Source organism: Mycolicibacterium grossiae (assembly GCF_008329645.1).
GTDB lineage: Bacteria > Actinomycetota > Actinomycetes > Mycobacteriales > Mycobacteriaceae > Mycobacterium > Mycobacterium grossiae.
The window spans coordinates 360,711-385,415 of record NZ_CP043474.1 but is presented as its reverse complement, the minus strand read 5'-3'; the positions used below and the strand labels follow the sequence as shown (position 1 = coordinate 385,415).

The 24,705-nt window shown below is 69.6% G+C and carries 26 protein-coding genes and 4 tRNA genes; 20 read left to right on the top strand and 10 right to left on the bottom strand.

The annotated features are described in order from the left end of the window. Positions 1–79 precede the first annotated feature (79 nt). Positions 80–1,213, bottom strand: a complete 1,134-nt coding sequence (gene dusB, locus FZ046_RS01925; protein WP_328514417.1) for a tRNA dihydrouridine synthase DusB — start codon at positions 1,211–1,213, stop codon at positions 80–82. A gap of 35 nt (positions 1,214–1,248) precedes the next feature. Further along, positions 1,249–2,262, bottom strand: a complete 1,014-nt coding sequence (locus FZ046_RS01920; RefSeq protein ID WP_070355079.1) for an acyl-ACP desaturase — start codon at positions 2,260–2,262, stop codon at positions 1,249–1,251. 202 nt (positions 2,263–2,464) lie between these two features. Here FZ046_RS01920 and FZ046_RS01915 point away from each other — a divergent pair, with 202 nt between their 5' ends. Together FZ046_RS01915 and FZ046_RS01910 are read left to right on the top strand one after the other, a co-directional pair. Beyond that, entirely contained in the window at positions 2,465–2,911 is a 447-nt protein-coding gene (locus tag FZ046_RS01915; protein ID WP_083298451.1) for a hypothetical protein, read from the top strand. 149 nt (positions 2,912–3,060) lie between these two features. Next, positions 3,061–3,495 carry a hypothetical protein gene (locus FZ046_RS01910; protein ID WP_246182885.1) on the top strand — a complete coding sequence of 145 codons (435 nt, stop codon included), beginning with the start codon at positions 3,061–3,063 and terminating at the stop codon, positions 3,493–3,495. A gap of 40 nt (positions 3,496–3,535) precedes the next feature. Here FZ046_RS01910 and FZ046_RS01905 read toward each other — a convergent pair whose 3' ends face one another. Next, positions 3,536–4,120, bottom strand: coding sequence for a TetR/AcrR family transcriptional regulator (locus tag FZ046_RS01905; protein WP_070355081.1), 585 nt, complete (start codon positions 4,118–4,120; stop codon positions 3,536–3,538). Positions 4,121–4,189: 69 nt separating this feature from the next. On the opposite strand from FZ046_RS01905, the gene FZ046_RS01900 reads away from it, so the two are divergent. Further along, complete coding sequence (locus tag FZ046_RS01900) at positions 4,190–5,194, top strand: oxygenase MpaB family protein (protein ID WP_070355082.1); 1,005 nt, start codon at positions 4,190–4,192, stop codon at positions 5,192–5,194. Between the two features lie 71 nt (positions 5,195–5,265). After that, positions 5,266–6,414, top strand: coding sequence for a serine/threonine-protein kinase (locus tag FZ046_RS01895; protein WP_070355083.1), 1,149 nt, complete (start codon positions 5,266–5,268; stop codon positions 6,412–6,414). 24 nt (positions 6,415–6,438) lie between these two features. Here FZ046_RS01895 and FZ046_RS01890 read toward each other — a convergent pair. After that, positions 6,439–6,514, bottom strand: a tRNA-Lys gene (locus FZ046_RS01890). A gap of 113 nt (positions 6,515–6,627) precedes the next feature. On the opposite strand from FZ046_RS01890, the gene FZ046_RS01885 reads away from it, so the two are divergent. From FZ046_RS01885 to FZ046_RS01875, 3 genes are all read left to right on the top strand, one after another. Next, positions 6,628–6,700, top strand: a tRNA-Glu gene (locus tag FZ046_RS01885). A 50-nt stretch (positions 6,701–6,750) separates the two neighbouring features. Continuing rightward, positions 6,751–6,827 (top strand) — tRNA-Asp (locus FZ046_RS01880). A gap of 35 nt (positions 6,828–6,862) precedes the next feature. Continuing rightward, positions 6,863–6,936: transfer RNA gene (locus FZ046_RS01875), tRNA-Phe, on the top strand. A gap of 59 nt (positions 6,937–6,995) precedes the next feature. Here the strand turns inward: FZ046_RS01875 and FZ046_RS01870 are convergent. Continuing rightward, entirely contained in the window at positions 6,996–7,673 is a 678-nt protein-coding gene (locus tag FZ046_RS01870; protein ID WP_070355084.1) for an IF2 family translation initiation factor, read from the bottom strand. A gap of 25 nt (positions 7,674–7,698) precedes the next feature. After that, positions 7,699–8,256 carry a CsbD family protein gene (locus FZ046_RS01865; RefSeq protein ID WP_070355085.1) on the bottom strand — a complete coding sequence of 186 codons (558 nt, stop codon included), beginning with the start codon at positions 8,254–8,256 and terminating at the stop codon, positions 7,699–7,701. 152 nt (positions 8,257–8,408) lie between these two features. On the opposite strand from FZ046_RS01865, the gene FZ046_RS01860 reads away from it, so the two are divergent. Continuing rightward, complete coding sequence (locus FZ046_RS01860) at positions 8,409–9,017, top strand: TetR/AcrR family transcriptional regulator (protein WP_070355086.1); 609 nt, start codon at positions 8,409–8,411, stop codon at positions 9,015–9,017. Positions 9,018–9,068: 51 nt separating this feature from the next. After that, entirely contained in the window at positions 9,069–10,628 is a 1,560-nt protein-coding gene (locus FZ046_RS01855) for a phytoene desaturase family protein (RefSeq protein WP_070355087.1), read from the top strand. On the opposite strand, the gene FZ046_RS27220 is transcribed toward FZ046_RS01855, so the two are convergent. From FZ046_RS27220 to FZ046_RS01845, 3 genes are read right to left on the bottom strand one after another with little or no spacing between them, the layout of a single operon-like run. Continuing rightward, a complete protein-coding gene (locus FZ046_RS27220) occupies positions 10,625–10,798 on the bottom strand; it encodes a hypothetical protein (protein WP_170292381.1) in 174 nt (57 codons plus the stop codon). The two genes, FZ046_RS01855 and FZ046_RS27220, sit on opposite strands and share 4 nt — an antisense overlap. Positions 10,799–10,835: 37 nt before the next feature. Beyond that, positions 10,836–11,765: a cation diffusion facilitator family transporter gene (locus tag FZ046_RS01850; protein ID WP_070355088.1), complete on the bottom strand. Its 930-nt coding sequence runs from the start codon at positions 11,763–11,765 to the stop codon at positions 10,836–10,838. A gap of 19 nt (positions 11,766–11,784) precedes the next feature. Beyond that, positions 11,785–12,138, bottom strand: a complete 354-nt coding sequence (locus tag FZ046_RS01845; protein WP_070355089.1) for a UBP-type zinc finger domain-containing protein — start codon at positions 12,136–12,138, stop codon at positions 11,785–11,787. A gap of 204 nt (positions 12,139–12,342) precedes the next feature. On the opposite strand from FZ046_RS01845, the gene FZ046_RS01840 reads away from it, so the two are divergent. From FZ046_RS01840 to FZ046_RS01805, 8 genes are read left to right on the top strand one after another with little or no spacing between them, the layout of a single operon-like run. Then, positions 12,343–13,104 (top strand): MlaE family ABC transporter permease, encoded by a 762-nt coding sequence (locus tag FZ046_RS01840; protein ID WP_246182884.1) that lies wholly within the window; start codon positions 12,343–12,345, stop codon positions 13,102–13,104. Between the two features lie 26 nt (positions 13,105–13,130). Then, entirely contained in the window at positions 13,131–13,940 is an 810-nt protein-coding gene (locus tag FZ046_RS01835) for an ABC transporter permease (protein ID WP_070355091.1), read from the top strand. A 4-nt stretch (positions 13,941–13,944) separates the two neighbouring features. After that, on the top strand, positions 13,945–15,273 hold the full coding sequence (locus FZ046_RS01830; protein ID WP_125939813.1) for an MCE family protein: 1,329 nt from the start codon (positions 13,945–13,947) through the stop codon (positions 15,271–15,273). Next, entirely contained in the window at positions 15,270–16,301 is a 1,032-nt protein-coding gene (locus tag FZ046_RS01825; RefSeq protein WP_070355092.1) for an MCE family protein, read from the top strand. Before FZ046_RS01830 ends, FZ046_RS01825 begins: the two co-directional genes overlap by 4 nt. Continuing rightward, entirely contained in the window at positions 16,298–17,626 is a 1,329-nt protein-coding gene (locus FZ046_RS01820; RefSeq protein WP_099046023.1) for an MCE family protein, read from the top strand. Before FZ046_RS01825 ends, FZ046_RS01820 begins: the two co-directional genes overlap by 4 nt. Positions 17,627–17,628: 2 nt before the next feature. Further along, on the top strand, positions 17,629–18,993 hold the full coding sequence (locus FZ046_RS01815; RefSeq protein ID WP_083298457.1) for an MCE family protein: 1,365 nt from the start codon (positions 17,629–17,631) through the stop codon (positions 18,991–18,993). Further along, a complete protein-coding gene (locus FZ046_RS01810; RefSeq protein ID WP_070355094.1) occupies positions 18,990–20,114 on the top strand; it encodes an MCE family protein in 1,125 nt (374 codons plus the stop codon). The genes FZ046_RS01815 and FZ046_RS01810 overlap by 4 nt, the downstream gene beginning before the upstream one ends. Before the next feature lies 1 nt (position 20,115). Continuing rightward, on the top strand, positions 20,116–21,630 hold the full coding sequence (locus tag FZ046_RS01805; RefSeq protein WP_149484174.1) for an MCE family protein: 1,515 nt from the start codon (positions 20,116–20,118) through the stop codon (positions 21,628–21,630). A gap of 16 nt (positions 21,631–21,646) precedes the next feature. On the opposite strand, the gene zwf is transcribed toward FZ046_RS01805, so the two are convergent. Next, complete coding sequence (gene zwf, locus FZ046_RS01800; RefSeq protein ID WP_070354779.1) at positions 21,647–23,155, bottom strand: glucose-6-phosphate dehydrogenase; 1,509 nt, start codon at positions 23,153–23,155, stop codon at positions 21,647–21,649. A 94-nt stretch (positions 23,156–23,249) separates the two neighbouring features. Here zwf and FZ046_RS01795 point away from each other — a divergent pair, with 94 nt between their 5' ends. Genes FZ046_RS01795 through FZ046_RS01785 form a run of 3 tightly spaced genes read left to right on the top strand, consistent with a single transcriptional unit; the run spans position 23,250 to position 24,677 of the window. Continuing rightward, positions 23,250–23,696, top strand: coding sequence for an SRPBCC family protein (locus tag FZ046_RS01795; protein ID WP_070354778.1), 447 nt, complete (start codon positions 23,250–23,252; stop codon positions 23,694–23,696). A 42-nt stretch (positions 23,697–23,738) separates the two neighbouring features. Then, positions 23,739–24,179: an SRPBCC family protein gene (locus FZ046_RS01790; protein WP_070354777.1), complete on the top strand. Its 441-nt coding sequence runs from the start codon at positions 23,739–23,741 to the stop codon at positions 24,177–24,179. A gap of 60 nt (positions 24,180–24,239) precedes the next feature. Beyond that, complete coding sequence (locus FZ046_RS01785; RefSeq protein ID WP_070354776.1) at positions 24,240–24,677, top strand: SRPBCC family protein; 438 nt, start codon at positions 24,240–24,242, stop codon at positions 24,675–24,677. The last annotated feature ends 28 nt before the right edge of the window (positions 24,678–24,705 follow it).

Sequence of the window (24,705 nt, the reverse complement as noted above, 5' to 3'; positions counted from 1 at the left end):
AGACATCCTGAGTCTGAGCCAGTCAGCTGATGTGTCGGTGCTGTCTCGAACGCGTCTCGGCGTCGCGACGACGGTCCGCTCAGCCGCCCGAATTCATGACGTCGGCCGCGGCGGGGACCGTGCAGTCGTCGGGGTCGTCGAGCCAGCCCTCGGGTAGTGCCACCGAACCCGCCGACCCCTGCCGCCCGCGCGGGCCCTCGGCCGCTCGCGGAAACGGCACGTCCGAATCGAGCCGGGCCAGCAGGTCGTCGAGTTCGGCGAGCGTCTTCACCAGGGCCAGCGCCCGGCGCAGGTCGGCCCCGGCGGGGAAGCCGTGCAGGTACCAGGCGACGTGCTTGCGGATGTCCCGCATGCCCTTGTCCTCGCCGAAGTGCGCGGCGAGCAGCTCGCCGTGTCGACGGATGATGCGGGCCACCTCGCCCAGCGTCGGCGGGGTCTTGACCGGACGTCCGCCGAAGGCGGCGGACAGTTCGGCGAACAGCCAAGGCCTGCCCAGGCAGCCGCGGCCGATGACGACGCCGTCGCAGCCCGTGACGGCCATCATCCGCAGGGCGTCGTCGGCGTCGAAGATGTCGCCGTTGCCGAGCACGGGCACCGAGGTGACGTGGTCCTTGAGGGCGGCGATCTGGCTCCAGTCGGCCGTGCCGGAGTACCGCTGCGAGGCAGTGCGCGCGTGCAGCGCGACGGCGGCGGCACCCTCGGCCGCGGCGATGCGGCCGGCGTCGAGGTGGGTGTGGTGGTCGTCGTCGATGCCGACGCGGAACTTGACCGTGACGGGAACGTCGGTGCCCTCGGTGGCGCGCACGGCCGCGGCGACGATCTGGCCGAAGAGCGCGCGCTTGTACGGCAGCGCCGCTCCGCCGCCGCGCCGGGTCACCTTCGGGACCGGGCAGCCGAAGTTCATGTCGATGTGGTCGGCGAAATCCTCGTCGACGATCATCTTGGCCGCCGCGTAGGTGTTGGCCGGGTCGACGGTGTAGAGCTGCAGTGACCGCGGCGACTCCTCGGGCGCGAACGTCGTCATGTGCATGGTGACCGGGTGGCGCTCGACGAGCGCGCGGGCGGTGACCATCTCGCAGACGTAGAGGCCGCTGACCGTGCCCTCGCGGGCGAGTTCGAGTTCCCGGCACAGCGTGCGGAACGCGACGTTCGTGACGCCGGCCATCGGCGCCAGGACGACGGGGCTGCGCAACGCGATCGGCCCGATCTGCAGGGCAGACCGGGCCGTCGGCGCGCTCGGCGCGAGGGTCATCCCGCGGCCGAGGAGGAGACCAGCAGGTTCTTGCGGGCCTTCTTCTCGGCGACCTGGCGCTCGCGCTCGAGGCGGCGTTCCTTGGCCACCTCGAACTTCACGCAGGCCTCCTCGAGTTCCTCGACCAGCGCGCCGAGGTCGTCACGCAGCCGCGCGGCCTCGCCGGTGAAGTCCTCGCGCTCGAAGATGCGCCACTTCTTGAGCACCGGCATCACGACGTCGTCGAGGTGGATGCGCGGGTCGTAGACGCCGCCGACGGCGATGATTACGGCCTTGCGGCGGAACTCGGGCACGGTGAACCCGGGCATCTTGAAGTTGCGCAGCACCCGGTGCAGCGAGTGCATCGCCTGGTTGGGGGCGATGTCGATGCCGGCGGCCGAGATGTCCCGGTAGAAGATCATGTGCAGGTTCTCGTCGGCGGAGATGCGGCCGAGCAGCTGATCGGCGACCGACTCGTTGCAGGCCTTGCCGGTGTTGCGGTGCGAGACGCGGGTCGCCAGCTCCTGGAACGTCACGTAGATGACGGAGTCGAAGAGGCTTTCGGCGAACAGGTCGCCCTGCTGGTTCTGGCCGGGGGAGAAGCCGCGGGTGACCTGCTCGAGCCGCACCGTCTCCAGCTCGACGGGGTCGATCGCACGGGTCACCAGCAGGTAGTCGCGCAGCGCGATGCCGTGGCGGTTCTCCTCGGCGGTCCACCGGTTGACCCACCAGCCCCACGGCCCGTCCATCGTGAAGTTCATGGCGATCTCGCGGTGGTAGGAGGGCAGGTTGTCCTCGGTGAGGAGGTTCTGCACCATCGCGGTCTGCGCCACCTCGGAGAGCTTGGACTCCTCGGGGCTCCACTCCTTGCCGCCCAGCGCATAGAAGTTCTTGCCGTCCGACCACGGGATGTAGTCGTGCGGGTTCCAGTCCTTGCGCATGCGCAGGTGCCGGTTGATGTTCTCCTCGACGACCGGCTCCAGCTCGCGCAGCAGCTGGATGTCCGGCCGTTCGTTGCGCTGATCCGACATCGGGCCTCCGATTTATCTGTACCTGGTGGTTGCACTCAGAATATCTGTGTACCTCGGTGACATTCAAGTTCCGTGATCCGAGTGTGACGGGTGTTGCACGACGGACTCCGTACCGACACGCGGCGCGGTACGATCCGTGATTGACAGGGTTCGTCCAGCAAAACCCCAGCCCCGACGGGCTCGACGAAAGGCCGCAGGCGACGTGAAGAAGACCATGGTGCTCGGTGTCGGCGCGTGCGGGATCGCGGCCGCGACCCTCGGTTTGCTGGGTGCGGGCGTCGCCAACGCCGAGGACGCCGTCGTCGGCCAGACCTTCGCCGACGCCAAGGCGGCACTGAGTCAGCGTGGGATGTCCGCGCAGGTCGCCACCACGGTTGGCGACCGCAAGAACTGGGACGAGTGCATCGTCAGCAGCGCCACCCCGGCGTCCGGCCTCGACGGCTTCGGCGGCCAGAGCGGCGGCGTCATGAAGGTCAACCTCAATTGCTACGCAAAGTACGGAACCGCGCTGTGGCCCGGTTACTCGCTGCAGAGCCCCACCGGTCGCAAGATGTGGGAAGCCGACATGGCAGCAAAGGAGCAGCGCGAGGCCCAGGCCCGGGCGGCGCAGGAGCAGGCCGAGGCCGCCGAACTCGAGGGCAACGGCTGACGCCCGCCGCATTCGCCGACCGGTCGTCGGCCGCGGGCTGAACGTCCCGTGAACACCTGCTGTGAACCCCCTGAGCTGCCCTCGAACTAGTCGTGCACACCGAGACGGGCAGCGGTACTATCCCCGTCTCGGGCAAGGCTGTTTCGACCATGGATAGGGCTCTCGTGAACAAGCTCATCGTCATTGGCTCCGGCGCTGCGTGCGCGTTCGCCGTCTCGGCGTTCCTCGGCACCGGCATCGCCGCGGCCGACGACTACGCCGGGCAGACCTATGCCGACGCGTCGTCGGCGGCCAGCGACGCCGGCCAGACCGTCGTCGTGGCCGCGCGGGTCGGCGACAAGGTGAGCCAGGACGACTGCGTCGTGACCCGTTCTCAATCGGCACCCTTCACCAGCGCCATCGACGGGGCGGCTACCGAGAACACCGTGCAGTTCTACTTGAACTGCAACGGCGGCGTCGCGTCGGCGACCACGCCGGGTCCCTCGCTCGCCAGCCCCGAGGGCCGCGAGGCCAAGGCCGCCCAGGAAGAGGCCGCCGCTCAGCAGCAGCAGGAACTCGAGGCCGTCAGCACGCCCGACGAGTAGCCGTCGCGCGGTTCGGGCCGCGTAGTGAAGACCGCGTAGGTCAGGCCGTTGCCGCCCGGCTGAGCAGCATCTCGACGCAGTAGTCGATGAACTGTTCGCGGGTGGCGTCCAGCCGTCCGTTCAAGTAGGCGGTGAACAGCGCCGTCAAGGCGCCGATGAGACCGGTGGCCGCCATCGCCTGGACGGCCGGATCGGTGATGCGGGTCAGCTTGTGCTGAAGCAGGTCGATGAACGACGGCATCCACGCGGCGCCGGAGCGCGCGAGCACCGGTTCGCGCTGCGGCGCGATCAGGAGCACCCGGCCGCGCGCGGGGTCGTCGACCATCAGCGTCACGAACCGCTCGACGGCGTCCCGCGGCGTGGCCGACGACGTCAGGGCCGACATCGCGGTGCTGCACACGTGGTCGTACACGGCGCCGACGAACTCGTCACGATCGCCGAAGCTCTCGTAGAAGTAACGCTCGGTCAGTCCGGCCGCCCGGCAGGCGGCGCGCACGGTCAGCGCCGGACCGCCGGCGTCTCCGAGGAGATCCACGCCCGCGGCAATCAGCTTGTCGCGGCGCAGCACCTGCCGATCGCGCAGGGGAACGCCCGACCACTGACTTCGCCGTTGACCGGACGTCACATCCCTCCTAGGCTCGGGTGACAACGCATGTAGTCAAAGTCGCGCCCGACGGGCAGGAGATCATCACCAGTGACACAAGATACGTCCCCGGACTGCCCCGTCACCAGCGATGCCGCCCTCGCGGTCGGCTGCCCCGTCGCACCCGGCGGGTACGACGCGCCGCCCGCGCCGCTCGGCCCCGATTCACTCACCTGGAAGTACTTCGGTGACTGGCGCGGGATGCTGCAGGGACCGTGGGCGGGCTCGATGCAGAACATGCACCCGCAACTCGGAGCGGCCGTCGAGGAGCACTCGACGTTCTTCCGCGAGCGTTGGCAGCGGCTGCTGCGGTCGCTCTACCCGATCGGCGGCGTCGTCTTCGACACCGACCGCGCGCCGCGCACCGGCGCCCAGGTCCGCGACTACCACGTCGACATCAAGGGCGTCGACGCGCAGGGCCGCCGCTACCACGCGCTGAACCCCGACGTCTTCTACTGGGCGCACGCGACGTTCTTCGTCGGCACGCTGATCGTCGCCGAGCGCTTCTGCGGCGGCATCACCGAGGACGAGAAGCGCCAGCTCTTCGCCGAGCACAAGACCTGGTACGCGATGTACGGCACCAGCACGCGGCCGGTACCGCAGACCTGGGAGGACTTCCAGGCCTACTGGGACCACATGTGCCGTCACGTCCTGGAGAACAATTACGCCGCGCGCGCCGTGCTCGACCTGCACGCCCTGCCGAAGCCGCCGTTCGCCGGAGCGCTGCCGGACTGGGTGTGGGCTTTGCAGCGTCCGCTGCTGGCACGCTTCTTCGTGTGGTTCACCGTGGGGCTGTACGACCCGCCCGTGCGGGAGCTGATGGGCTACGGCTGGTCGGACCGCGACGAGTGGGTCCACCGCCGGCTCGGCCGTCTCGTCGGTGCGGTGTTCAGCGTGCTGCCTCAACGGGCACGCATGCATCCGCGCGCCCGCGCCGGCTGGGATCGGGTGACCGGCCGCGCCGGCGCCGACGCGGCGCTGCCGGAGACGCCGGCCCGCAACCTGCCGCCGGTCGAGGAGCGTGGAAACCCCATGCACTACTGCCCCCACGTCTGAGCGACTGCCCCCAAGGCCCAGAGCGACTGCCCCCACGTCTGACCGTGGGCGCACCGTCTAGCCTGTGACGGATGGCGGACCCGGAACTGCTCGGGGGGCGATACCAGCTCCGCGGCCTGCTCGGCACCGGGGGCATGGCCGAGGTGCACGCCGGCTGGGACGTGCGGCTCAACCGTCCGGTCGCGGTCAAACTCCTGCACCGCACCCTGCTCGCCGACCGTGACTCCCGGGCACGGTTCGCGTTTGAGGCCCAGGCGGCCGCGGCGCTGAGCCACCCGAACATCGTCGTCGTGCACGACAGTGGCGAGCACCCCGGGCCCGGCGGGGTCCCGTACCTCGTGATGGAGCAGCTGCCCGGCACGTCGCTGGCCGAGGTCATCGCCCGCGGCCCCCTGCAGGTCGACCGCGTGCGTGCGGTGCTCGGCGACGTGCTGGCCGGTCTGAGCGCCGCGCACGCCGCCGGCATCCTGCACCGCGACGTCAAGCCCTCCAACGTGTTGTTCGGCCCGACCGGCGAGGCGAAGCTCGCCGACTTCGGCATCGCCAAGTCGACCGCGCGCGATCTGACCCAGGTCGGTCAGGTGATCGGCACGCTGGCGTATCTGAGCCCCGAACGGATCGCCGGAGCGCCCGCCACGCCGGCCGACGACCTGTACGCCGTCGGCGTCATGAGCTACGAGGCGCTGACCGGCAGGACGCCGACTCGACCGGTCGTGCCGCTGTCGGTCGCCCGACCCGACGTCGACCCCGTCCTCGCCGGGGTGATCGAGCGGGCGATGGCTCCGGACCCGGCCGTGCGGTTCGCCTCGGCCGCCGCGATGCGCGACGCCCTCCGCGCGGTGCGCCCGCCCACCCGGGTGCTCGGCGCCCCACCCGTCGGACCGCTTCCGCTGACCGGAGCCGTCCCGCCGCCGCCACCGCCGAGCCAACGACGGCGACTGCTGATCGTCGCCGCGGCGGCGCTCGCGGTGCTGCTCGCACTCGTCCTCGCCATCGCCGAGGCCATGACGTCGGATGGGGGCGGCGGGGGCACCCCCACGCCGACGACGTCGTCGACCACCACCACGACTCCGATCACCACGACGACGACCACGACGACGACCACGACGACGACCACCACGACGACGCAGCCGTTCCAGCCGCCGCCACCGCCGCGCGAACGGCCCGGGCGCGGCAACGAGGGGAAGCCGGACAAGCCCCGCAAGGGCGACGACGGGTGATGGCCACGACGGGTGATGGATAGGTGGTGCCCCCACCAGGGCTCGAACCTGGGACCTGCGGATTAAAAGTCCGTAGCTCTACCGACTGAGCTATAGGGGCGCGATGAAACAGGATACTGGCACACCCGGTTTGGGGATCTGGGTGTCCGTCACCTAAGCTATCGAAGCTCCCACCGCGACGCGGCGGGGGCAACCCCGAAGAGATTCGGCTTGGCCCCCTTCGTTTAGCGGCCTAGGACGCCGCCCTTTCAAGGCGGTAGCGCGGGTTCGAATCCCGTAGGGGGTACGGTGCGACGGCGGAGACGCCGGAGCGCAGCAGTAACGCAGGAAGAGCAAGGCCCTGTGGCGCAGTTGGTTAGCGCGCCGCCCTGTCACGGCGGAGGTCGCGGGTTCGAGTCCCGTCAGGGTCGCCATCATTGGCGAGGCACTTCGGTGTTGGGTGCCTTCCGGCCAGGTAGCTCAGTTGGTACGAGCGTCCGCCTGAAAAGCGGAAGGTCGCCGGTTCGATCCCGGCCCTGGCCACCTCGATCGCAGACGCGAAAACTCCCCGACCGGTAGGCCGGGGAGTCCACGCAGTCACGTCACTCGGCGCCGTTGCGCTCCGCCTGACGCTTCTCCTTCTCGGCGTCCGCCAGGTCCTCGACCTTGTTGGCCTCGACGCGCTTCTCGACGGCCTCGGTCTGCTTCTCCCGGGCCTCGTCGCGCTTGGCCTCGGCCGCCGCGGTCGCGGCCTTCTCCTGGGCCCGGATGGTCGACTGCTCGGCACGCCGGGCACTCTCCGCGGTCTGGATCCGCTTCTCGGCCTGCTCGTCGGCGCGCTGCTTCGCGGCGGCCGTGCGCTTCGCCGCCGACGTGGCCGCGGCCTGCTTTCGCTCGGTGGCGTCCGAGCGGGCCTGCGCCACGTTGCGGGCGCGGTCCTCGCGGGCGTCCTCCATCTCCTCCAGCGCGCTGTCGCGCACTGTCTCGAGACGCTGATCGGCCTGGCGGCGTTCTGCCTCGGCCTGCGCGTCGAGTTCGGCGGCGCGGGCCAGCGTGTCGCTGCGCTCGGCGAGTGCCGAGCCACGCGCCGCGAGGTCCGCATCGCCGAGCGCGGTGCCGATGGTCGCGTCGAGCGTGCCGAACGACCGCTCGTAGATGAGCCGCGCCGGCGCCTCGCTGTCCCAGCGGGACACGACGCGGTCCTCGATCAACTGCAGGGGCAACCGCGCGATCGAATACTGGAAGCGCAGGACGGCAAACGGAATGTCGGTGATCTTCATCGATTCTCCTCCGGTGGTGCCCCGGTCAGGGCAGGTCTTCCTGGTCGGTCAGGGCATCGGCCTCGCGGCGCAGCCGCTGGGCCTCGACGTGCGGTTCGGCGGCATCGCGGGCGGCCAGCTGGTGCTCCTCGGTTGCCTCCTCGACGACGTCGGCGGCCGTCGCGAGCCGGTTGCGCTCCTCGGCCTCGGCCCGGGCGGCTTGGCGCTGCGCGTCGGTCTCGGCCTGCGCCTTCTGGGCGGCGGCGTCACGCTGGCCGGCGGCCTCCGCCGCCTGCTTCTGCTCGAGGCTCTCCGCGCGGGCCTGGCCCTTGATGGCGGACGTCTCGGCGTCGACCTGGCGCCGCTCGGCGAACGACTCGGCCTGCGCTTCGGCGGCCTGTTCACGCGCCTGCTCGGCCTCGGCCTGGGCGACGGCCTCGGCGCTGTTCGCCTCCCGGCGCTGCTTGGCCTGCTCCTGCTCCAGCTGGCCCTCGGCGGTCAGGGAGTCGTTGCCGGTCACGGCGCCCGCGACCTCCTTGGCCTTGCCCTTCACGGTGTCGAGGAGACCCTTGCGGGCCTCGCCGGCGGTGCTGTCGTCGGTCATGAAGCTCCTCCCTCGGTGGTGGGTGACGGTGTTGCTGGGAGTCTTCCTCCGTGCGGGGCGATGAAACCCGTTGTGATCTGCGACACGGTCGGCCCCGCGCGGGCGGAGCGCGTAGGGCGGGACGCCGACCGGCCAAGGAGTACGGTCGTCCCATGATTCGGCCTGCGCAGACCGCGCGCAGCGAGCGCACGCGCGAAGCACTGCGGCAGGCCGCGCTCGTCCGGTTCCTCGGCCAGGGCGTCGAGGAGACGTCCGCCGAGCAGATCGCCGCCGACGCCGGGGTGTCGCTGCGCACCTTCTACCGGCACTTCTCGTCCAAGCACGACCTGCTGTTCGCCGACTACGACGCCGGTCTGCAGTGGTTCCGCGCCGCGCTCGCCGAGCAGTCGGGCGAGCAGACGCTCATCGATTCCGTGCATGCCGCGGTGATGGCCGCCCCGTACGACGTCGACGCCGTCGCGAAGATCGCCGAGCTGCGTGCCCGGGAACTCGACGCCGGCCGAATCGTCCGCCACGTCCGCCAGGTCGAGGCGGACTTCGCCGAGGCCGTCGAGGAATACCTCGCCCGCACGGGTGGCGCGGGCCGTCCGGGTACCGACGAACGGCTGCGTCTGACGGTGACGGCGCGCTGCGTCGCCGCCGCGGTGTTCGGCGCAATGGAGGTGTGGATGCTCGACCCGGACCGGTCACTGCCGGAATTGGCTCGGCTGACCCGGACGGCGCTCGAGGCGGTGGCGGCGGGGCTGGACCCGGCCGCCTGAGGCAGTTTCGTCAATATTGACAAAACTAGGGTGCGGTGCCAGATTCGTCGCATGACGGACTTCGACGCGATCGTGGTCGGCGCCGGACACAACGGACTCACCGCCGCGACGCTGCTGCAGCGAGCCGGGGTGCGCACGCTGTGCCTTGACGCCCAGCGCTACGCCGGCGGCATGGCCTCCACGGTCGAACTCTTCGACGGCTACCGGTTCGAGATCGCCGGTTCGGTGCAGATTCCGACGTCGGCCCGGGTCAGCCGTGACCTCGGCCTGGACCGGCTACCGACGGTGGACCTCGACGTGATGTCGGTGTCGCTGCGCGGCGTCGGTGACGAACCCTTCGTCTACTACACCGATCCCGCGCGGCTGCTGGCTCACGTCGACGAGGTGCACGGTGCCGACGCGATGATCGGCATGGCCGGGCTGCTCGCGTGGTGTCAGGCCCCGACCCGGGCGCTCGGACGGTTCGACGCGGAGCAGCCGCCGAAGACGATCGACGAGATGTACGCCTGCGCGACGAATGAATTCGAGCGTTCGACGATCACCGACATGCTGTTCGGTTCGGTGACCGACGTCCTCGACCGCTACTTCCCGGACCGGGAGAAGTACGGCGCGCTGCGCGGCATGCTGGCCCTGCTGGCGGTCAACACCACCTACCGCGGCCCTGAGACGCCGGGCACCGCGGCCGCACTCGCCTACGGGTTCGCGGTGCCCGATGAGAACGCGCTGCTGGTGAAGAAGCTCCGTGGCGGCATCGGCGCGCTCACCGCACACCTTCGGAACGAATTCGTCACCGCAGGGGGCGAACTGCGGCTACGCAGCCGCGTCGAGGACATCCTCGTCACGGACGGCCGCGTCACCGGTGTCCGGCTGCGCGACGGCTGCACGGTGTCGGCGCCCACGGTGGTCTCGGCCGTGGCGCCCGATCTGACGGTCACCACACTGCTCGACGCCGGGGCGCTCCCGACCGACGTGCGGGACCGCTACACGCGGGTCGACCACCGCGGCAGTTACCTGCAGATGCACTTCGCGCTCGACGGGATCCCCACCTTCGCCGATCCCTACGGCATGCTCAACGACCCTGCGCTGCAGTCGAACATCGGCATCTTCAGCACCCCCGAGGAGCTGCAACGGCAGTGGGAGGACTGCCGCCGCGGCATCGTCCCCGCCGACCCCGCCATCGCGTTGCAGATCCCCTCGGTACACGATCGGAACCTCGCGCCGCCGGGACGACATGCAGCGTCGGCATTCTCGCTGTGGTTCCCCGTCGAGGCCGGCGAGGCGAGCTATGGCGACATGAAGGTCGAAATGGGCCGCCGGGTGATCGAGAAGATCACCCGCCTCGCACCGGACTTCGCCTCGAAGATCGTCCGCCACACCACGTTCACGCCCCGGCACATGGGCACGATGTTCGGTGCGCCGGGCGGCGACTACTGCCACGGACTGATCCACCCAGACCAGATCGGTCAGCATCGGCCCGGACCGCGCGGCTACGTCGATCAACCACTGCCGGTGGCCGGGCTGTACCTCGGCAGCGCCGGATGTCACGGCGGGCCGGGCATCACCTTCGTGCCGGGATACAACGCCGCGAAAGCCGTGCTGGCCGACCACTAATCGTTGGCCGGGCCCTCCTGGGTCGCACCGCCCTCGTCGCTCCAGTCGGACCTGCCCTCGGCGCCCTCGGCGGGGTCGCTCAGCACGTCCTCGCGGCCCTCGGGGCCGGCGTCGGAGTCGGTGGTCTTCGGATCGGGGGACGAATCGGACGGAGCATCAGACGACGTCATCGCTCCGACATACCCGCCCGCGCGGACGGTCAACCCGCTAGCCGGCGCGGTCGGGTTCGGACACCGTGAGGATCGCCTCGGCGACGTAGGGTTCGCGCTCGAGTCGGTGCTCGAGGTCGCGCAGGCTCTTCGCGATGGACGACTCCACGGCATCGCCGACGAGGTCCACGCTGGCGATGACGAGCACCCGCTTCGGGCCGATGAACTCCGGGCGGAGGAACCGCACCTCGGCCACCTCGGGGTAGGCGGCCAGCTTGTCGACGAGTCCCTGCTTGATGCGCGGTGACCCGGGCTCACCGGTGAGGAACTGGATGTTGCGGCTGATCAACACCACCGCCACCACGCCCAGCAGGACGCCGACGAGGATCGAGCCGATGCCGTCCCACACCACCGAGCCGGTCAATTCGTGCAACAGGATGCCGAGGAACGCGATCACGATGCCGATCAGCGCGGCGCTGTCCTCGGCGAACACCGCGCGCACGGTCGGATCCGAGGTGCGCATCGCGTAGTCGAGGAGGTCGCTGTCCAACTTCGTTGCCTCGCGGCGCAACTGGCGCGTGGCCTGAGCCAAGGACGTGCCCTCCAGGACGAACGCAACGGCCAGCACGACGTAGGCCAGCAGATAGTTCTCGGCGCCCTCGGATCCGTGCAGCAGCTCGGTCACGCCGCGCCACAGCGACACCGCGGCGCCGACCACGAACAACCCGACCGCCGCGAGGAGCGACCATACGTAGGCCTCGCGGCCGTAGCCCAGAGGCCGCCGTTCGTCGGCCGCGCGCTGCCCGCGCCGGTTGGCGATCAGCAGGAATATCTCGTTGCCGGTGTCGGCCCAGGAGTGTGCCGCCTCGGCGCTCATCGACGCCGATCCCGACACCGCGGCGGCGACGGTCTTCGCGATGGCGATCGCCAGATTCGCCGCGAAGGCGACCACGACGGTGAGCGTGCTCTCGCCTTGCGGTTTCACCACGGGCGGACCCCCAGAAGGTCTAGTCGGAGCGGTGACGCAACTGCGTCATCCAGTCACCCGGTACCCGGCTGCGGGGCCCCGGAACCGGCTGATCCTCGGGATGGCTGTCCGGCGCCGCGAGTTCCGGGCCCTCGTAGTAGGCGTCGGCCGAGTAGTCCCAGAACCAGTCCTCACCGGGTTCGAACGACTGGATGACGGGATGGCCCGTGCTGCGCCAGTGCGCGGCCGCGTGCCGGGCCAGCGAGTCGTCGCAGCAGCCGACGTGCCCGCACGCCGCGCACCGCCGCAGGTGCACCCACCAGCCGCCGGCCGCGTCGCACTCGACGCATCCGGCACCGCTCGGCGGGACGGTGGGATCGACGGCGTCGCTCATGCGCAGCAGCCTAACCGCGGCCGGGCGCCACGCACCCGCAACCGTTTGGCTCACCGGAATGCGATCAGGATGAGCAAAACCGGCGACGGCATCGATACCTGCACTTTTTGGCTTTGACGTGCGGCGGACCGGTGACGCTCCCTTTGACGGCTAACCGGAGCTTGCCTAGCGTCCCGCCGTACCCCGACGACGATGGGATGGTTCGTGACGACCACCTGGACCAGACCGGCAGTGGCCGTCGGCGACTTCGTGGTCCTGGCGGGCGAGACGTTCGGCGCGCTGTTCCGCCGTCCGTTCGCCTGGCGCGAACTGCTCGAGCAGATCTGGTTCGTGGCGCGGGTGTCCATCGTCCCGACGCTGGTGCTGTCCATCCCCTACACGGTGCTGATCGTCTTCACGCTGAACATCGTCCTCATCGAGGTGGGCGCCGGCGACCTGTCCGGTGCCGGGGCGGCGCTGGCCTCGGTCACCCAAGTCGGACCGGTCGTCACCGCCATCGTGGTGTCCGGCGCGGCCGCGACCGCGATGTGCGCCGACCTCGGCGCCCGCACCATCCGCGAGGAGATCGACGCGCTGAAGGTCATCGGCGTCGATCCGGTACAGGCGCTCGTGGTTCCACGGGTGATCGCCGCGACGTTCGTCGCGCTGATGTTGTACTCGGTGGTCGCGGTCGTCGGGCTGGCGGGCAGCTACTTCTTCGTCGTCTACGTCCAGGACGTCACCCCGGGCGCGTTCGTGTTCGGACTCACCTTGCTCACCGGTCTGCCGCAGGTGGTCGTCTCCCTGGTGAAGGCACTGCTGTTCGGCCTCTCCGCGGGGCTGATCGCCTGCTACAAGGGCCTCTCCGTGGGTGGCGGCCCGACCGCCGTCGGCAACGCGGTCAACGAGACCGTCGTATTCGCTTTCATGGCACTGTTCCTCATCAACATCCTGGCGACCGCGTTCGGCGTGAAGGTGGCGCCGTGACAGGGGAACTCGCGACCCGATCGACGATGCGGAGCGACGCCGTCGAGGCCACCCGACGCTTCGGGACGCAGACCGCCTTCTACGGCCAGGCGCTCGGCGCGACGCCGGATGCCGTCCGGCGCTACCCGGGCGAGGTGCTGCGCTTGATCGCCACCATGGGGCTGGGTACCGGTGCGCTGGCCGTCATCGGCGGAACCGTCGTCATCGTCGGCTTCCTCACCCTGTCCACCGGCGCGCTCATCGCGGTGCAGGGGTACAACACGTTGTCCAACGTCGGCATCGAGGCGCTGACCGGGTTTCTGGGCGCGTTCCTCAACGTCCGGTTCATCGCTCCTGCCACTGCCGGCGTGGCCCTGGCCGCGACCATCGGTGCCGGCGCCACCGCACAACTGGGCGCCATGCGCATCAACGAGGAAATCGACGCGCTGGAGGTGATGGGCATCCGCGCCGTCACCTACCTCGCCTCGACCCGGATCGTGGCCGGCGTGATCGCCGTCATCCCGATCTACACGGTCGCGGTCCTGATGTCCTTCCTCGCCACGCGCTTCGGAACGACGATCGTCTACGGCCAGTCGCGCGGCGTGTACGACCACTACTTCTCGACGTTCCTGCAGCCGACCGACCTGCTGTGGTCGTTCGCCGAAGCGCTGGCGATGGCCGCGGCGGTGATGGCGGTGCACACCTACTACGGGTTCACCGCCACCGGCGGGCCCGCCGGAGTGGGGGAGGCGGTCGGCAAGGCCGTGCGCACGTCGATCACCGCGGGTGTCTTCATCCTGCTCACCATCACGCTGTCGGTCTACGGACAGTCCGGCAACTTCCACCTCTCCGGATGACGCAGTGACGCCCGAGAACTCGCCGCGCCGCAGCGGCATCGACCCCATCTGGTACGCGCCGGTGCTCGTCGTCGTCGTCATCGCACTCGTCGCGGTGACCGCCCTGCTGTTCACCGGCAGTCTGCGGCCCACGGTGCCGCTCACCCTGGTGTCCGACCGGTCGGGCCTGGTCATGGAGAACGGCGCGAAGGTGAAGCTGCGCGGCGTGCAGATCGGCGAGGTCGCCTCGATCGGCGCCGACGCCACGCACGCGGACGCCTACTCCAAACTGCGCCTGAAGATCGACCGCGCCGCGTTCGGCGACATCCCCGCCGACGTGCGCGCGGAGATCAAGGCCAGCACCGCCTTCGGTGCCAAGTACGTCGAACTCACCGCGCCGCAGAGCAGCGGGCCGTTCCGGCCCATCGCGCCCGGCGCGGTACTGCAGAGCCGCAACGTCACCGTCGAGGTCAACACGGTGTTCGAGAACCTGCAGTCGGTGGTGCGGGCCGTCGACCCGGCGAAACTGAACTCGGTGCTGTCGGCCTTCGCCGAGGCGCTGCGCGGCAAGGGCGAGACCATCGGACACGCCATCACCGACGCCAATCGCGTCCTGCTGGCCGTCAACCCGAGAATGTCGACCGTGCAACGGGACTGGCAGCTGTTCGGTCAGACCGTCGACGCCTACTCGTCCGCCGCGCAGGACCTGCTGTCCACCTTCGACGCGTTCACGACCACGAGCGCGACGATTACCGACCATCAAGCCGCGCTGTCCGGTGCGCTGCTGTCGGCGGTCGGATTCTCCCAGTCGGGCATCAACGTCGTCGGTGGCAACCAACCGAACCTGGTCCGATCGCTCGACCTCCTGGAGCCGACCACCGGCCTGCTGGACGCCTACTCGCCGACCTACACCTGCCTGTTCCAGGGTGCTCAATGGTTCCTCGACAACGGCGGCCGAGATGCGCTGGGCGGCAACGGCAAATCGGTGATCATGGACGCGGCGCTGCTGATGGGTGACGATCCCTACCGCTATCCCGACAACCTTCCGGTCGTCAACGCCCGCGGCGGTCCCGGGGGCCGGCCGAGCTGTGGATCGCTGCCCGACGTCAGCAAGAACTTCCCGGTCAAGTACCTGGTCACCGACACCGGCTTCGGCACCGGGCTGGATCTGCGGCCGAACCCGGGCATCGGCTTCCCCGGTCTGGCCAACTACTTCCCGGTGACCAAGGCGGTGCCGGAACCGCCCCGGATCCGCTACCCCGGGGGTCCGGCGCCCGGCCCGGCGCCCCCGTATCCCGGCGCACCGCCCTACGGCGCGCCCGTCGCATCACCCGCACCAGGGGAGGGGCCATGAGGAAGAAGGGGACGCTGCGCGCGATCGCCCGCGTCGCGCTGTTCACCGGAATGTGCTTCGTCTTCATGTTCGCGCTGGTGACGGTGTTCGGACAGTTCCGCTTCGACACGACGAACGGCTACCGTGCCGAGTTCGCCAACGTGTCCGGTCTCAAAGGCGGCAACTTCGTGCGCATCGCCGGGGTCGAGGTCGGCAAGGTGACGTCGATGTCGCTCAACCGCGACGGCACCGTGTCGCTCGAGTTCGACGTCGACCGGTCCATCACCCTGACCGAGGGCACCCGTGCCGTCGTGCGCTACGAGAACCTGATCGGCGACCGGTACCTCGCCCTCGAGGAAGGCGCCGCGTCGGGACGGAAACTGCAACCAGGACAGACCATTCCGTTGGCCCGCACGGCGCCCGCCCTGGACGTGGACGTCCTCATCGGCGGTTTCCGTCCGCTCTTTCGGGCGCTCGACCCCGACCAGGTGAACGCGCTGTCGGGTCAACTGCTGCAGGTGTTCCAGGGGCAGGGCGGCACCATCGCCTCGGTGCTGTCGCAGACGTCGGCACTCACCTCCACGCTGGCCGGGCGCGACCAGTTGATCGGCGAGGTCATCACCAACCTGAACACGGTGCTGGACACCTTCGCCCGGCGCGACGGCGAGTTCGCCGAGGGGCTGGACCAGCTCAGCAGCCTCGTCCAGGGGCTCTCGGACCGCAAGTCGGACATCGCCACCGGGACCGCCTACATCGACGCGGCCGCGGGATCGGTGGCCGACCTACTCGCCGACGCCCGGGAACCCATCAAGGAGGCGGTCACCCAGACCGACCGGTTCGCCGGCCAGATCGAGGCCGACCACCAGTACGTCGACGACCTCGTGCGGACCCTCCCCGACGCCTATCAGGTGCTCGCCCGGCAGGGCCTCTACGGCGACTACTTCGGCTTCTATCTGTGCGACGCCGTGCTCAAGGTCAACGGCAAGGGCGGACAACCCGTGTTCGTCAAGGTGGCGGGCCAACCGACGGGACGGTGCACACCCAAGTGAAGCGACCCACGTTCACGCCGCTCGCCGAACGCAACCGGTTGGCCGTCGGTGCCGTCGGCATCGTCATCGTCATCGCGATCGTCGTCGCATCCTTCTCCTACGACGAAATCCCCGTCATCAAGGGGACCTCCGACCATTCGGCCTACTTCGCCGACGCGGGTGGCATCAAGAGCGGCAGCGACGTCCGTGTGTCCGGGATGTCGGTCGGACGGGTGGAGAGCACGACGCTCGAGGGGACCAAGGTACGCGTCGACTTCACCGTCGACGACGACGTCGCCCTCGGCGACCGCACCGAGGCAGCCATCAAGACCGAGACCGTGCTGGGCACCAAGATGCTCGAACTCACCGCACGCGGCGATGGTGAACTCGACGGCACCATCCCGCTCGAGCGCACCACGTCGCCGTACGACCTGCCCAGCGCGCTGGGCGATCTCACCACCACCATCAGCGGGCTGGACACCCATCAACTGTCCTCGGCGCTGACGACGCTGGCCGACACGTTCCGCGACACGCCACCGGAACTGAAGCCGGCGCTCGACGGGGTGGCCCGCTTCTCCGACACCCTCAACGCACGCGACGCGCAGCTGCGCCACCTGCTGGCCGACGCCAACCAGGTGACCGGCGTCCTCGCCAAGCGCAGCGACCAGATCGCCGCGCTGGTGGCGAACGCCAACGCACTGCTCACCGAAGTTCTGGCGCAACGTGATTCGATCGACGCGCTGATGACGAACATCGCCGCGGTGTCCCGGCAGATCTCGGGCCTGGTGGCCGACAACCGCACGCAGCTGCGTCCCGCGGTGGACAAGCTGAACGGCGTGCTGAAGATCCTTGACGACCACAAGCAGGGTCTGCAGCGCACGCTCTACCTCCTGCGTCGCTACGCCATGTCCTTCGGTGAGGTGCTGGGGTCGGGTCCGTTCTTCAAGGCGTCCTTGGTCAACCTGCTCCCCGGCCAATTCACCCAGCCGTTCATCGACGCGGCCTTCGCCGACCTCGGCCTGGACCCCAACGTGAAGCTGCCGTCCGACCTCGTCGACCCGCCGATCGGTCAGCCCGGCACACCGCCGCTGCCGATGCCGTACCCGCGGACCGGCCAGGCCGGTGACCCGCGGCTCACGCTGCCCGACGCCATCACCGGCAATCCCACCGACCAGCCCTGCGGCCCCCCGGGCCTCCCGCTGCCGGGGCCGGGCTGCTATCCGCAGCGCGCGCCGGAGCCGGCGCCCGCGCCGGGCGGTCCGCCGCCTGGGCCGCCGGCTCCCGCGCCGGAGATCCCCACCCCCTACGTCGGGCCCGGGCCCGTCGCCGCGCCCGGAGGACCGTGACGATGCCTTTCCTTCGTAGATTCGGTCGGCTCCCCAGGTCCGGTCGGCAGCGACCGACGGTGCGCACCGCGCGGATCGTGCTGGCCTCGGCGCTGGTGTTCATCCTCGGCGTGGCAGTCACGGTCGTCGCCACGCCCTGGTGGAGGCACGTCGCCACCACCACCTACGTGGCGTACTTCGCGAACACCAACGGCCTGTACACCGGCGACGAGGTGCGCATCCTCGGAGTCCCGGTCGGCACTGTCGATCGGATCGAGCCCGGCCCCGACGCGAGCAAGGTGACCTTCTCCGTCGAGGCCCAGTACCCGGTGCCCGCCGACGTGAAGGCCGCCGTGCTGTCCCCGTCGCTCGTCAGCGCGCGTGCCATCCAGCTCGTCCCTGCCTACTCGGGCGGTCCCACGCTCGCGCCGGGCGCCGCCATCCCGAACGAACGCACCGCGGTCCCCGTCGAATGGGACGACTTCCGCGCACAGCTCGAGAAACTCACGGCGGCACTGCAACCGACGACGCCCGGCGGCACCAGCTCCGTCGGCGCATTCGTCAGCACCGCCGCAGCCAACCTGCGCGGGCAGGGTGCGACGGCTCGGGACACCATCGTCGCGCTCTCAAAGGCGGTCTCGGCGCTCGGTGACCACAGCACCGACATCTTCAGCACCGTGCGCAACCTGCAGCTGCTGGTGTCGGCGCTGTCCTCGAGCAGTGACCTGCTCGCTGCGTTCAACACCAACCTCGCCGACATCACCACCGTGCTGTCGAACACGCCCGACGAAGTGGCCGACGCCGCCCGGGGACTCGACGCCGCCGTCGGCGACCTGCGCGGCTTCGTCGCCGAGAATCGCGAGGGTCTCGGCACGGCCTTCGACCGACTCACCGCCATCACGACGGCGTTGAACGACAGCCGCGGCGACGTCAAGCAGGTCCTGCACATCACGCCCACGGTGTTCCAGAACTTCATGAACATCTACCAGCCCGCGCAGAGTGCGGTCACCGGCATCCTCGCGCCGGTCAACTTCGCCGACACCGTGCAATTCATCTGCAGCGCCATCCAAGCCGCGTCGCGGCGCGGGTACGAACAGTCGGCGAAGTTGTGCGTGCAGTACCTGGCGCCGATCATCAAAAACCGGCAGTACAACTTTCCACCGCTGGGGGTGAACCCCTTCGTCGGCGCGTCGGCGCGGCCGAATGAACTCACCTACAGCGAGGACCGGCTGAATCCCAACCTCTCGCCGCCTGCGGCGGCCCCCATCCCCGCGCCGCTGCCGGTCGACCCGGCCGGTCCGTTGGCTGCCGAGGCGCCGCTGCCGGCAACCCCCACCGATCCCAGCCAGGGGTTGCCGGGACTGATGGTTCCGGGTGGTACGCCGTGAGGCGACTGCTCGCGGGCGTGCTCGCGGCCGCCAGCCTCGTGACGCTCACCGGATGCGCGGACTGGCGCGGCCTCAACAGCCTGTCCCTCCCCGGCACGGCGGGCGACGGCGACGGCTCCTACACCATCCAGGCGCAACTCCCCGACGTCGTGGTGATCCAACAGAACACCCGGGTGCGGGTCGCCGACGTCAACGTCGGCAACGTCACCAAGATCGAGGTCCAGGACTGGCACGCGCTGGTCACGATGCGCATCGACGGCGACGTCCACCTGCCGGCCAACGCCACCGCCAAGGTCGGGCAGACCAGCCTGCTCGGGTCGATGCACATCGAACTGGCCCCGCCCACCGACGTTCCGCCCGAGGGCGAACTCCACGACGGTTCGGTGATCCCGCTGTCCTCGGCCGGCACCTATCCGACCACCGAGCAGACCCTGGCGTCGGTGTCGATCCTGCTCAACGGCGGCGGCCTGGCGCAACTGCAGGAGATCAACCAGACCTTCGCCACGGCGATGGCGGGGCGGGAGGCCGACCTGCGCAGCCTGCTCGAACAGCTGGACCTGTTCATCGGTCAGCTCAACGGCCAGACCGACGACATCATCACGGCCACGGACAAACTCAACGCTCTGGCCGGGCAGGTGGCGGCGCGGGACGACGTGGTGGACAGGGCCCTGACCACCATCCCGCAGGCGCTCGCCGTGCTCGCCGAGCAGCGCACGAAGATCGCCGACGCCGTGGACGCCCTCGGCAAGTTCGGGGCGATCGCGACGTCGACCGTTCAGCAGACCAAGGAGTCGCTGATCGCCAACCTGCGCAACATCGCCCCGGTGTTCCGCGAACTCGCCGACGCCGGAACGGCGCTCACCAAGGGCCTCGACTTCCTGTCGACCTACCCCTGGGTCAAGAGCACGCTGGCCAACTGGTTTCGCGGTGACTTCGCGAACATCTCGCTCGTCGTCGACCTGACGTTGAGTCGCCTGGACAGCAGCCTGTTCACCGGCACGCGGTGGGAGGGCAACCTCACCGAACTCGAGATGCAGTGGGGCCGCACCATCGGCCAGATGCCGAGCCCGTACACCGCGGGCAACCCGCTGATCGCCCCGTACCACTGGGGCGGGTACTGACGTGCTGCGCCTGTCCCGTGCCACCTGGACCCAGCTGGCCATCCTGTCGGCGGTCACCGTGATCGCCTGTGGCGTCATGGCCTTCGGCTTCATCAACGTGCCGGCACTGCTCGGCATCGGGCGGTATCACGTGACCGTGGAACTCCCGACGACCGGCGGCCTCTACCCGACGTCCGTGGTGACCTACCGGGGCAGCGAGATCGGTCGCGTCACGAAAGTCGACGTCACCCGGACCGGCGTCACCGCGGATTTGAAGCTGAACTCCGACACCGAGATTCCCGCCGACGTCACCGCCGCGGTGCACAGCCGCTCGGCCGTCGGGGAGCAGTTCCTGGAACTGACCCCGGCCGCGGGCAGCAGCACCGACGGGCCGCTGCTCGCCGACGGCGCCGTCATCGCCGCCACCGACGTCCGGGTGCCGCCTGACATCGGGACGCTCCTGGACGCCACCAACACCGCGGTGCAGGCGATCCCGCGCGACGACCTGAAGACCGTCGTCGACGAAGCCTCGACCGCCGTCGCCGGGCTCGGTCCGGAACTCGCGCGCATCGTCGACGGCTCCACCGCGCTGGCGATCGAGGGCGGCAAGACCGTCGAGCCGCTCACCACGCTGATCGACCAGTCGCCCGCCGTGCTGGACTCGCAGGTGCGCACGACCGATTCGATCGAGACCTGGGCCCACCGGCTCGCCGCCATCACCGGTCAGCTGAAGGCCAACGATCCGGCGTTGGCCGGTCTCCTGGAGAAGAGCGGGCCCGCGCTCGACGAGGGTCGGGCGCTGTTCGACCGCGTCGGGCCGTCGCTGCCCGTGCTCCTCGCCAACATGGTGAGCCTCGGCCAGATCGCCATCACCTACCGCTCCGACATCGAGCAGCTGCTGGTGCTCTTCCCACAGGGCACCGCGGTGATGTCCGCGATCGCGCTGCCCAACGCGAACACCAAGCAGGACTACCGGGGCATCTACCTCGACTTCAACCTGAACCTCAACCTGCCGCCGCCGTGCAACACCGGCTTCCTGCCGGTCCGACAGCAGCGTTCGCCGTCCGACGAGGATGCCCCCGAGCGTCCCGCCGGCGAGCTGTACTGCCGTGTCCCGCAGGACTCGACGCTCAACGTCCGTGGCGTGCGCAACATCCCGTGCGAGGGCAACCCCGCCAAGCGGGCGCCGACGGTCGAACTCTGCGAGAGCGACGAGCAGTACGTGCCGCTCAACGACGGCTTCAACTGGAAGGGCGACCCGAACGCGACGCTGTCCGGTCAGGCCGTGCCGCAGTACCCACCCGGGGTCACCGGACCGGAGGCCGCGGCCTGGCCCGCGCCGCCGCTCGCGCCCGCGCCCGACGCGCCGCCGCCGGGCGCCGCGCTGCCCGAGGCGCCGCCGCCGGTGGCGCTGGTTCCCTACGACCCGGCCACCGGTGACTACGTCGGTCCGGACGGAAAGCGCTACACCCAGGCCGATCTCGCCAACCCGACGACGAAGACGTGGCAGTCGATGCTGGTGCCGCCGGGCCGCTGACCACTCCGCGCCAGGCTCACTTCTTCTCGCGCCACGCCCGCTCGAAGGGCAGCCGCCACGCGTTGGGGGCGATCAGCTGATGGATCGAGTTCGGGCCCCACGTTCCCGGCTGGTACAGCTTGGCCGGGGGCGGATCCTCCAGCAGCGTAGTGCTGCGCTCCCACAGCGATTCGATGCCCTCGGCGGTGGTGAACAGCGTGTGGTCGCCCCGCATGGCGTCGAGGATCAGGCGCTCGTAGGCCTCGAGCACGTCGGCGACCTGTTCGGTCTCCTGGGTGGAGAACTGCATCGACATCTTGTCGAGCTTCATCCCCGGGCCCGGACGCTTGCCGTAGAACGACAGCGACACCTTCGACGCGTCGGCCAGGTCGAACGTCAGGTGGTCGGGGCCCTGCGCGCCGACGCCCGAGCCGGTCGGGAACATCGTGCGCGGCGCCTCCTTGAAGGCGATCGAGATGATCCGCATGCCCTCGGCCAGCTGCTTGCCGGTCCGCAGGTAGATCGGCACACCCGCCCACCGCCAGTTGTCGATGCCGACCTTCAACGCGATGAACGTCTCGGTGTCGGAATCGCATGCGACGCCGTCGAGTTCGCGATAGCCGGCGAACTGGCCGCGCACCACGTCCGAGCACCGGATGGGCAGCATCGAGCGGAAGACCTTGTTCTTCTCCTCGCTGATCGCCCGGGGTTCCAGCGCCGTGGGCGGCTCCATGACGACGAACGCCATCACCTGGAACAGGTGCGTCACCACCATGTCCTTGTAGGCGCCGGTGCTCTCGTAGAAGCCGGCGCGCTGGTCGAGCCCGAGCTGCTCGGGGATGTCGATCTGGATGTGGTCGATGAAGTTCCGGTTCCAGATGGGCTCGAACAGCCCGTTGGCGAAGCGGAACGCGAGGATGTTCTGCGCCGCCTCCTTACCCAGGAAGTGGTCGATGCGGAAGATCTGGCGTTCCCGGAACGTCTCGTGGACGAAGTCGTTGAGTTCGACCGCACTCGCGAGATCGGTGCCGAAGGGCTTCTCCATCACCACCCGCGACCGGTCGACGAGATCGGCGTCGCGCAACATCGTGATCACCGCCCGCGCCGCCTTGGGTGGCACCGAGAGGTAGTGCAACCGCTGCACCTCGGCGCCCGCGTCGCCGGCGAGGGTGGTCTCCGCCTCGGCAACGGCCGCCGCCAGCGCCTCCGGACCGGCGCCCTGCGGCACGTAGGTGAGGATCTTGGCGAAGTCGGCCCACTGCTCGTCGGTCAGCTTGTGCGTTCCGTAGGTGTCGATCGCCTCCTTCGCCAGGGCGCGGAACTCATCGGTGCTGAGGTCCTCCAGCGAGGTGCCCACCACCTGGATGTCGGGGGCCAGCTCGGATTGGTCGAGGTAGGCCATGCCGGGGATCAGCTTGCGCTTGGCCAGGTCGCCGGTGGCGCCGAACAGCACGATGACGTGCGGTGCCAGCGCGGCGTCGTCGCGGCGGTGCGGACGCGCGCCCGGGGCGGGGTAGGCGATCGTTTGCGGCTTCTGGGTGCTCACGCCCGCGATGCTTCCACTCGTGGGTGAACGATGCACGACCGATGCAGTGGCGAAATTCCCCACCGGGGGGACGGGCCTGGCTACTGTCGCTGGCATGGCAGTCAGCGATTCGCGTGAGGTCGTCATCGAAGCAACGCCCGAAGAGGTCATGGACGTCATCGCCGACGTACGGTCCGCACCCGATTGGTCCTCGCAGCACCAGGGCGCCGAGATCCTCGAGGAGACGCCCGACGGCCGCCCCGGCACGGTGCGGATCAAGCTCAAGACCATGGGGATCTCCGACGAGCAGGTGGTCCGGTACAGCTGGACCGACACCACCGCGAGCTGGACGTTGGTCAGCTCGAGCCAGCTCAAGACGCAGGACGCCAGCTACACGCTGACCGACGAGGGCGGCAAGACCCGGGTGCGGTTCGAGATCACCGTCGACCCGTCGGTGCCCATCCCCGGGTTCGTCCTGAAGCGCGCGATGAAGGGCGGGCTGGAAGCCGCCACCGACGGTTTGCGCAAGCAGGTGCTGAAGGTGCGCAAGGGCAAGGCCTGAGTTCGTCGTTTCGGCAGGGCACCGGATGGCTAAAGTCACTCCATGGCCGTGCAGGAATCCCGCGAAGTCACCATCGAAGCCACCCCGGACGAGATCATGGACGTGCTCGTCGATCTCGAATCCCTCACCGAGTGGTCCTCGGCGCACCAGAAGGTCGAGGTCCTCGAACGCGATGAGCAGGGACGTCCGAGTACGTCCCGCCAGACCGTGAAGATCGTCGGCATCAGCGACGAGCAGCTGCTCGCGTACACGGTGTACGACGACGGCGTCGGGTGGACGCTGCTGGAGTCGAAAGCGCAACGCGCACAAGAGGGTCGCTACACGCTGACCCCGGACGGCGACGCCACCCGGGTGCGTTTCGACCTCACCGTCGATCCCGTGGTCCCGGTGCCGGGCTTCCTGATCAAGAAGGGCGCCAACGGGCTGATGGACACCGCCACCAAGGGTCTGCGCAAGCGCGTGCTGGAGAAGAAGAAGGGCTGACCACCGGGAGCCATGGTGGATCTCCTGCGGCGCCGGGCGGGTCGTCCCTAGACTGCGGCCATGGCCGTCAAAGCGTCGAGGGAGCTGCTCTTCGACGCCTCGCCGGAGGCGATCCTCGATGCGCTCGCCGACGTCGACGAGGTGCCGACGTGGTCGACGCTGCACCGGTCCGTCGAGGTGATCGACCGGCATCCGGACGGCCGCCCACATCACGTCAAAGCGACGCTGCGGATCATGGGCATCACCGACCGGGAGGTGCTCGAGTACCACTGGGGTGACGACTGGGTGGTGTGGGATGCCGCCGAGACGTTGCAGCAGCGCGGCCAACACGGCGAATACAATTTGGTGCGCGAGGGCGACAAGACGCGGGTGCGGTTCGACATCATCATCGATCTCGCGGCACCGGTGCCGGGGTTCCTGCTCAACCGGGCGACGAAGATGGTGCTCGACGTGGCGGTCGACCGGCTGCGCTGTCGGGTGACGCGCAACCACGGCTGAGGGCCACGAAGGACTCGTGCCGAGCGGA